This is a genomic window from uncultured Allofournierella sp. (genome assembly GCA_944382705.1).
GTDB lineage: Bacteria > Bacillota > Clostridia > Oscillospirales > Ruminococcaceae > Allofournierella.
Genome location: CALWNE010000062.1, coordinates 1 through 9161, shown reverse-complemented (window position 1 = coordinate 9161; position 9161 = coordinate 1). Strand labels below are relative to the sequence as shown.

General features: G+C 46.7%; 8 protein-coding genes and 1 pseudogene. All 9 read right to left on the bottom strand.

Translation table 11 applies throughout. From position 1 onward, the window contains the following. A pseudogene (locus ACH2EM_RS09660) lies at positions 1-167 on the bottom strand (amidase); the annotation flags it as partial. 1 nt (position 168) lies between these two features. After that, on the bottom strand, positions 169-591 hold the full coding sequence (locus tag ACH2EM_RS09655; protein WP_395152290.1) for a holin family protein: 423 nt from the start codon (positions 589-591) through the stop codon (positions 169-171). Positions 592-666: 75 nt separating this feature from the next. Beyond that, complete coding sequence (locus tag ACH2EM_RS09650; RefSeq protein ID WP_395152288.1) at positions 667-2067, bottom strand: hypothetical protein; 1401 nt, start codon at positions 2065-2067, stop codon at positions 667-669. A gap of 1 nt (position 2068) precedes the next feature. Beyond that, entirely contained in the window at positions 2069-3430 is a 1362-nt protein-coding gene (locus ACH2EM_RS09645; protein ID WP_395152286.1) for a hypothetical protein, read from the bottom strand. After that, positions 3424-5451, bottom strand: coding sequence for a hypothetical protein (locus ACH2EM_RS09640; protein ID WP_395152284.1), 2028 nt, complete (start codon positions 5449-5451; stop codon positions 3424-3426). Before ACH2EM_RS09640 ends, ACH2EM_RS09645 begins: the two co-directional genes overlap by 7 nt. Before the next feature lie 13 nt (positions 5452-5464). Next, positions 5465-5827 (bottom strand): hypothetical protein, encoded by a 363-nt coding sequence (locus ACH2EM_RS09635; protein WP_395152282.1) that lies wholly within the window; start codon positions 5825-5827, stop codon positions 5465-5467. Between the two features lies 1 nt (position 5828). After that, complete coding sequence (locus ACH2EM_RS09630) at positions 5829-8633, bottom strand: phage tail tape measure protein (protein WP_395152280.1); 2805 nt, start codon at positions 8631-8633, stop codon at positions 5829-5831. A gap of 12 nt (positions 8634-8645) precedes the next feature. Then, positions 8646-8810 (bottom strand): hypothetical protein, encoded by a 165-nt coding sequence (locus ACH2EM_RS09625; RefSeq protein WP_395152278.1) that lies wholly within the window; start codon positions 8808-8810, stop codon positions 8646-8648. Beyond that, positions 8807-9160, bottom strand: coding sequence for a hypothetical protein (locus tag ACH2EM_RS09620; protein ID WP_395152276.1), 354 nt, complete (start codon positions 9158-9160; stop codon positions 8807-8809). Before ACH2EM_RS09620 ends, ACH2EM_RS09625 begins: the two co-directional genes overlap by 4 nt. Position 9161 lies beyond the last annotated feature (1 nt).

Genomic DNA, 9161 nt, shown 5'->3' with positions numbered 1-9161 from the left:
TGATTGTTGTACTGGTTCTTCCCCAGTTTGCCGTCATCCGGGCCCACATAGCGTTTCAGCCACGGATTGTTGGCACCAGTGGAATGCACCATGATGCCTTTGACGGTGATTTTTCTGCCCGCTTTGTAGCAGGCATTTTCCGTTAAAATAAGTTTATGTAAATTCATATTACCTGCCCTCACTTTCTGTATTTTCCGCACGGTTGTGAAGCTGTGCCAGAATTTCCTTCATATTCTCCGGAATCGGCAATCCAAGGTGGGATGCGTTTTCCAAAAGGCTCACGCCCTCATTGGAGAGGTAGAAAAAGATAACAGCGGTTCTGAGTACACTGCCGCCACCGATGATATTGACATCGAGAATGTGGGCAATACCAACGAGGGCAAGAATCAGAACCTTGCGGCAGATACCTTTGAAGCCAACGGCGCTGGAAAGGGTCTTGTCCACGATGGCACACATGACACCAGTGATGTAGTCTACCACCATAAAGGCAATGAGCGCATAAAGCAGGCCGTCAAATCCGCCGAGGAAATAGCCGAGCCATCCGCCGATTGCAGCAAATACAAGCTGCCCCGTGTTCCATAATTCTTTCATAGAGAGTTTCTCCTTCATAAATGGATGTATGAAAAAAGCGACTGCCCCGAATGGAGCAATCGCAGATTTCTGTGGTCATTGTTCTTGGATGATATAGGTGACCTTCATGGTCTTATCACTGGTCTTAGTGACCGGCTCCGGAAGATTGTTGATGGTTGCCAGGTAATTAAGCAGAATAATGTACCCAATGGTGGTCTGGCTACCACAGCTTACGAAGTATAGCATCGGCTCATTTAGAACCGGAGTATAGCAGTATTGGTAATTAGAACCTCCACAGTAAATGTAGCCGTTTTCTGGGTTCAGAATTTCTTCCGTTGCCTCGTTTGCGATATGTAAAATGTAGGTACTGCTGTAGTATTCGTAATAAATACGACCGTTAACTGCAAGCTGTGCCTGACCGCTGATGTTCGAGTTACTGTTGCGGGTCATTTTCACCACATTTGCTGCATTGCTGATTTCAAACTTATATACATTGTAGGGACTGCTATAAGTCTTAATGTAGACAAAACCGTTGTGGCAAAAGGCATAACGCATACCACTGGTAGCAATTCGCTCATTAGCGGTGTTGGTCATGTTGTACTTCGTAACCGCCCAGTTGCTGATGTCGATTTTTGTGATGTTAAAAGCAGCGCCCGTATCTCTATAGCTTGCAGAGGATGTAGTGATATACAGACAGTTAGTCGCATGGTCAAAATTGTAGGAGATGTAGGAAGTATTGAGAGAAAGATCCTCAATCTTAAATTCATCCACATATTCCTTCTTCGAGTGCGGACTGGTCAGTACAGAAACGCTCTTGAGATATGCCCGGCGTTTAATGATGGTGATAGCGGAGGCACTGTCGATGCGGAAGTAATAAGCAATGTCGTTTTCGCGATCAATCAAAAAGAGTAGTTCCGTAGTGCCTACCGCGTAACCACTATATTTATCCCCGGTGCTACCGCCGGTATAGCTGGTATAAACATACTGTAAGGAGCCATCATCTATCTTTGCTCCCAGCGGATAGGACGAGGATAGCACTGCATCTGCTCCGCCGTAGGAGGTATAGCCGCCGTTGGCATGGGTTAAACAGACACAGGAAATTGTGCCGTTTGCCTGTGAGGTGGTGAAATCATACACAAATTTCATATAGCGGTCGGTGAGGTTAAGTTCGCTTTCTGTTTGGTTGTAGCCACCACGTTTGGTTCCTTTGGTATTATTCTGCGTTCCGTAGGAAGCACAGCCGATAAGTGCTGCATCAGCAGGCGGATACAGATTGTTAGGATTCTCCTCAATAGCCTTGTCAAAAAGCAGAATGCCTCCGAGCAGTTTCTGGTAATACGGAGCAAAGCTATTGAGCAAGATGCTTGGGTCTTTGGAAAGACCAAGAGGCTTAAAAATCTCCGACAGCGCATTGGTGATCATATTGTGCTCCACAACCTTTTCTGTTTCGCCTGTATGCACATCGGTCATTTCGATAATCATTTTCCCTTTCAACATTTTACATCCCTCCTGAATTTTCGTAGGTTATTTTGAATCGTGAGAGTGTTGCATCATCGTGAAGAATGAAACACAGATACAAGCGTTTGCTCTCCGGCAGACTTTTCCACAGAACATTGAGGTCGGTATTGAGAAACTCTGCAATGGCAATCTCCTCGGTATAGCTGACGCTATCGTCTATGGAATACTGGACACGCACATCCCCGGAGTATTCTGCGGTGAACAGCTTGATGCTCAAAATGGTGATGTGGCTCATATCTGCAACACAGGAAAGTGTCTGCGGATACGGATATGCTTTCAGCACCGCTTTGACAGGTGTGGTATCCTCCCCGGATTCCCATAAATACAGCTGCGGATTTACAAGAGGAGTCAAAAAATCTGCATTTGGCAGTTCCTCAAATCCGTGTTCTAGGAATGCTAAAGCACTTGGCTCGGTCACATCCAGAGCCACCATTTCACCATCAGCAACGGTATAAAACATATCCTCCAAGCGGAGTAAATAAAGCCGAGAGGAAACACCGGACTGCGTGTAAGCCTCGTATGCGATGTCCCAGGTCTTGCCTTGCGCATCCTTGTGATAGAAGCTGATCATAGCACCATCGGGAGACCCAACATTTACATTCAACGGGGTGGTTATTCCGTTGCAAACAAGGCTGCTCTCGCCATAGTTGCCACTGGTCGGTGTGGTGACAATGTTGAGGAAGATATCGTTATTTGAAATAAGAAACACCTCAAAAACCAGCCTGTTGCTTGGGACACGGTTGTTGTAAACGGTGTACCCCTCAAATCGGATTTTGAGAACCTGTATTCCATCTGCCAAAGATATGGACTGGCGGTAGATAGCTGTGGAGCATCCGTCTCTTCGGCAGATTTTCAGTTGTTCGCTGTTTGAGCCGAAACCAATGTAATGGTTACTGCTGATATAAATAGTGGATGCAGTCGTTCCATTGAATTTGAAAGACGAAAGACCGGCGGTGTTATAAACACTATCATCATTGTAGCTACTGCTAATCGCAGACATTCCGGTGGTGGTGTTAAGGTATGGTGTGAGCACGGCTTTGGGAGTACCTACCTCCGCCACCAAATGGATGGTAACAGAGATGGGGTCTTCCCTTTCCGGTAGCACAAAAACAAGACCATCAAAGGCAATGGGCATATCCGGGATATACGGCAGAGTACCTTGGTACAAGGGTTCAGTTGCGTCCTCGGTTTCAAAGATAGTAATTTCTCCGGTATAGTCGGCAGAGTCAAATTTGTAGACTCTGACCGGCTTTTCCGGGACATAGATAAAGGAGTCTGCTACGATGTTAATATCCTCAAGCGGATTCCTTTTCCATAAATAATCGGTCTGTTTAATTAACACAGTTCCACCTCCAAACTTTTCACACGCTCATACTGTGTGGTATTGACCATCAAGTGTTGCATTCTGCCGTGGTCGATTTCTTCCTCAGCAGAAACGATGGCATAATCGCAGGCCATGACAAATGCACCGTCATCATTGAGACCAACGAAGGTCATATTGTAATGAGGAGGATATTCCGCATCTATTGTAAAGGTCTTGATGACCTCGGTTGCGGTAATGCGCTCGTTCAACAAATCATAGCCAAACTGGACATCCGTAATGGCAATACGAGCAATAGCCTGAGTAACAGCGTGATAATCGAGCCAAGGATGGGTGGCTACGGTGCTGTCAGAAATCGCTGTATAACCGAAAGGCACATCCGAAATAGCGATACGATTGATGATTTCATTGATGGAAATTCGTCCGTTCCAGTCACCGACACCTGCAACAAGACCCTGTCCACTGATAGTCGCACGGATTTGACTTTCACCAATGTTCACTGTGCCACCATCCACGGAGAGATACACATCAAATGTGTTTTCGCTGTTTTCGATGATGGCGGACATAGGATAAAAGAGCGTCAATATATGCTTTCCGTGCACGCAAGTCATCTGCGGGATAAAGGTATGCACGGTCTCATCGTTGATTTTATAGGTCACTGTTAATACTGGCTGGATTTTTTCTATAAAGGTAAAGGTCACCGCCTGTTCTTTTTTAACGAGACTTTCGGCTTCCTGTACGGTATAGGTAGCGGTACCTTCAACGAAGCGTTCCGTATCATCAGCAACCACATCAATCAGAAATTCGCCAAGAAACATAGCAGATGTGCTTTCTTTGGCCGTGAAAGTAATGGACAGCACTTCCGTAGCAGAAGATCCGATAGAAAACGGAGATACATTCATAAAGCTGTAAATGACCGTTTTGTTGTTTTCCACCTGGTTCAGCAGACCTGCGATGTTCTTTTCGTTTTTACTCTTGGCACTGGACAGCTTTGGATTTTTACCCACGCACTTAAGGCTGTTCTTACCGTTGATATTGTAGGTAATGCTCGTAATGCATGATATTTTAGTGTTATCTGCATGACCGCCCGTAAACTGCAAAATGTCCATGGGGTCCAGAGCCGGATTGCCGATGGTGCAGCTGTCAAATGGGATATATTCCACTTTCGCAATGGCATTCAGGATGGCAGTAAGAATACGCTCACGGGTTGCCGCCAAGCCAAACTGCAACAGTGGATTGACACCCAGGTTCATAGTCAAGGCATCGTCCGTTTCCAAGGCGTAGTACTCCGCTACTTTGCGCAGCTGATTTGTAGAGGACACCGCTGTGTAGCGGGTCACAAAATCCGAGTAGGAACTGGTATAGCGTCCTTTCTGAGGAATAGTCATCACCGCAGTATTCGAATACGGCACAAGCTGAAGCTTGCCCTCACGATTGATGAGGCAGACGCAACCAAGCACCTGCCCCACATAGAATAAAAGATCACGATAGGTTTCCATATCGTTTTCAGCATAGACACCGAGGGTTTCCTTGCCGTTGGGGAGTTTTTCAATCTCTGCCTGTGTCTGTGCCAGTTCCACTTTGCAAGCGGAGCAAGCCGCCGCCAGATAATGGAATGCCGTACCGCTTGTGGCATTGAGACTTAGTGACTTGTCAAATCGGAGCATATAGTCATAGGCTTTTAGTTCCAAGGTCTTGATGTTTCGGTTTGCTTCCGATACCTCAAATACACCCATCGGAATGGACTCCACGGTTCCATCAGCAAGGTAAAGATGAAAGTACAGCTTGACCTCAGCACCCTCAAGGGTGTAGCGGTCGATGTCCGAAAACAGGCTGATACCAAGTTCGGCAGCATAGACCGTACCAAGTTCAATTTCCGTAGAGCCGCAGCATTGACGGGTGATATATCCAGAACCTTTGACGATGTCCTTATTTTCAAACGGATAGCTGACACCATTTACCGTGGTAATGGTACCTGTCCAGTAATATTTTCTTGTATTACTTTCGATTGCTTCAAGAAAGGCATTTGATACTGGATACATGGTTCACCCCCCATTAAAATTCGTTGAGTGTAAAAGAAACCGTCCACAGCCCTTTGTAGGAAGTATCTTTCTCCAGCTTGGACTTAAAGCCAGTGATATACATTTCTGTTTGCTTGATTGTGAGGGTTTCCGTATCGAAGTAGGCTACAAGAATTTTGCTTTTCTTGGCATAGGCAGACAGCTTAGCAAGCCAGGCAGATGTTACAGAGAAAGACACAGAAATGGTAATTACTCCCGTCCTAATTACATCCCTCTGTTTGGTACCAGCCTCGGTTTCCCCTCCACTGTCTGCTTCTACATCGCTTAGCTCTAAGTCATAGGAGTCGGGCAAAGGCAGGTTCTCGTAGTCAAATTTCAAATATTGTACGAATGCCATATTATCGACCTCCACTTCTTAAATTAGCCCTCTGCTGGGCATTGACAATAACCTCATCCAGGAGATTGCCCCCAAGGTACACAGGAATAACAATATCTCCGGTATTGCCGGACAGCTTGCCGAGTGCATCTGTGATTGCAGATGTGATACTTGCATTGGCGCTTTCCGTAGAAACAGCATGACCGCTATAAGAAAGACCGCTTGTATCCATCCTGCCAAGTTTCGGATTGATGATCATATCCGATGCAACACCGGATACAGCCTTTTCAATTAAACCACGGCTGTCCTCAATACCTTTCGCTAATCCTTGCATGAAGTCTGGCATCCAGCTTTCATATTCGGTCAGTGGGCCTTCATCGGGAACGGAGAAGTGCAAGAAGGATGTAATCTTGTCTGCTACGCTCTTAACCGCATCACCCACGGCGCTGATACAGCTTTTGATTCCGTTGACGATACCCATAACCAAGTCTTTGCCCCAGGTGAATGCCTTGGATGCCAGACTTGTGATATATCCGACCACTCCCTCGAAGCCATCCTTGATGGTATCGAAAATGCTACTCATAGTATCGGAGATGGCAGTCTTGATGTTGGTAAACACACTGGATATGGCGTTTTTTATCGTATCCAAAACTGTGGAAACAGCACCGCTGATAGTGTTCCAAACCGTGCTGATGGTATTTTGTATGGTGCTCATGATGGTTGTGATGGCATTTTTCACACCCTCAAAGTCACCTGTAATGAGTGCCGTAATACCGCTGACCACGGCTTGCACGATGGTTTTGATGGAATTCCAGATAGTAGTGAACACGGTCTTTATCGCATTTAGCACCGTAGTGATAACCGTTTTGATGGTATTACACACGGTGGAGATGACTGTTTGAATTACCGTCATAACCGTCTGGATGATGGTTTTGTAGACATTAAAGTAGGTCATTACAATGGTTTTTATTACATTGAGCACCGTTTCAAAAATGCCTTTGATGACTTCGAATACCGTCTGGAATACGGATTTGATAGACTCCCAAACGGCAACGAGGAAGTTCTTGATAGTTTCCCAGACTACAACGGTCACCTGCTTAATGTTCTCCCACAGGTCAATCCAGAACTGTCTGAAGCCCTCGCAGTTGTTCCACAAATAAATAAACGCAGCCACCAAAGCTGCGATTGCTGTAATAATAAGCAGGATAGGGTTTGCCGCCATAATTGCGTTTATTCCTGCAAATGCACCCTTGACCACATTCATCACACCTGCCAGCTTCGGCACAATGCTCATAATCGTACCAACGGCAGATATGATTTTTCCGACAACAATAAGTACGGGTCCTGCCGCAGCTACAATGCTGCCAATCACAAGCACAGCCTTTTGGACACCGGGACTGAAGTTGGTAAAGGCATCAATGGCAGAGGTCACTTTTTCCACCAGTTTTGTAAGGAACGGAATTACATAATCTGCCAGTTTAATGGCGAGTGTCTCCAATGCACCGCCCATCTGCTCAACTTTACTTTGTAGGTTATCTTGCATCACGGCAGCTGTTTCTCCGGCAACACCGCTGCAGTTGTTCATAGAAGCGGAAAGCGCATCGTATTCTGCTTGGGTAAGATTAAGCAGAGATAGCAGGCCAGACATACCTTCCTTGCCTGCAAGCGCTGTAGCATAGTAGGCTTTCTGGTCATCCGTCAGACCGGAAAAGGATGTACGCATGATGGTCACGATTTCGTCCAAGGATTTGAATGTGCCGTCACTGTTGGTAATGCTGATACCCAGGTTGTCCATTGCAGTGGCAACGGTATCGGTCGGCTTTGCCATATTGGTCAGCACGGTACGAATAGCCGTACCTGCCTGAGAGCCTTTGATACCCGCCATCGACATTGCGGAAATGGCAGTTGTCACATCTTCAATGGACATACCCATCGACTGTGCGATAGGTGCGATGTACTTGTACGATTCACCAAGGTCGGTAATACCGATGGTACCGGAGTTAGCTGCCTGAGTCAAAAGGTCAGCAACTCTTGCGGAATCCGATGCAGCAAGACCGAAGCCAGTGATGGAGTCTGCTACAATGGTGGCCACAGAACCGAGGCTTTCACCAGAAGCGGCGGTTGCATCCAAAACACCGGACATGCCGTCCAGAATTTGTTGGGTTGACCACCCGGCTTTACCCATTTCAGTCATTGCCTCTGCAACTTCACCGGAGGAGAATGCTGTGGTTGCACCAAGGTCAATAGCCTTTTCACGAAGCAGTTCAAATTCCTCACCTGTGGCCCCGGTGATTGCCTTAACACTGGACATTGCCGTTTCAAAGTCTGTTGCAACCTTGAGTCCGGCAACACCAATACCGGTCACTGCGGCAGAAAGTGGAAGTAAGGATTTACCTGTACTTTCTACCTTGGAGCCGAAGTCTTTCATATTTTCTCCGGCTACAGCAATCTTCTGAACAGCCGTAGCGGATTCGTTTGCCTGCTCTTCCAAGCGTTCTAAAGCCTGCTCGGTTTCAACGATCTCACGCTGGAGCGCATCATACTGATCTTGGGTGATGTCACCATTGGAAAGTGCCTGGTTTGCTTGTTCGGCAGCAGTTTTCAGCGTCTCCAGTTTCTCTTTGGTTTCATTAACCGCATCCCCAAGTAGACGATGCTTCTGCACCAGAAGTTCCGTGTTTCCAGGGTCCAGTTTTAGTAGTTTTTCCACGTCCTTCAGCTGGGTCTGTGTATTCTTGATTTGACCGTTGACACTTTTAAGGGCATCCGTAAGTTTGGTGGTATCGCCGCCAATTTCGACAGTGATACCCTTTATGCGATTAGCCATGCGACACCTCCTTTAAAATTTATCAAAGTCCTCCTGCGTAGCAAGAGTTGCGTATTTCGCGTCATCGTTTCTGCTTTCTGCGTACATATCATTGACCATGCCAATGGTGAGCAAATCCAGGTCACGAATGGACAGGCCAAGCTGTACGCAGCGAAGCAGAAACAACGGCGTTGTCATTTCGCGGTCAGTTGGGCGAAGTTTTTTTTAGACTCGATTTCCGTTTGCGTGTTTAGACCCCACAGTTCGATAAGCTGAGGCAGCACCTGGTAGATGGAGAAGGTGTTAAAACCGTCCAGCCATTCTTCGGGTGTGTCGGGGATAGTGGGGTCAGCGTGTTTCGCCATGACATATGCGATGTTCTCGAACATTTCCAGAGAAAATATATCAAGCCCGGATGCCTCTGTGGAGTTGTCACCGATAGAGGTTTCCAGGGCTTTCAGATCCTTGTAAATGTCACGATGGAATTTCATGCGGTAGATACGAGGAATAGCGGCAGATGCCCTGAAAGGCACCTGTTTGCCGTCAATT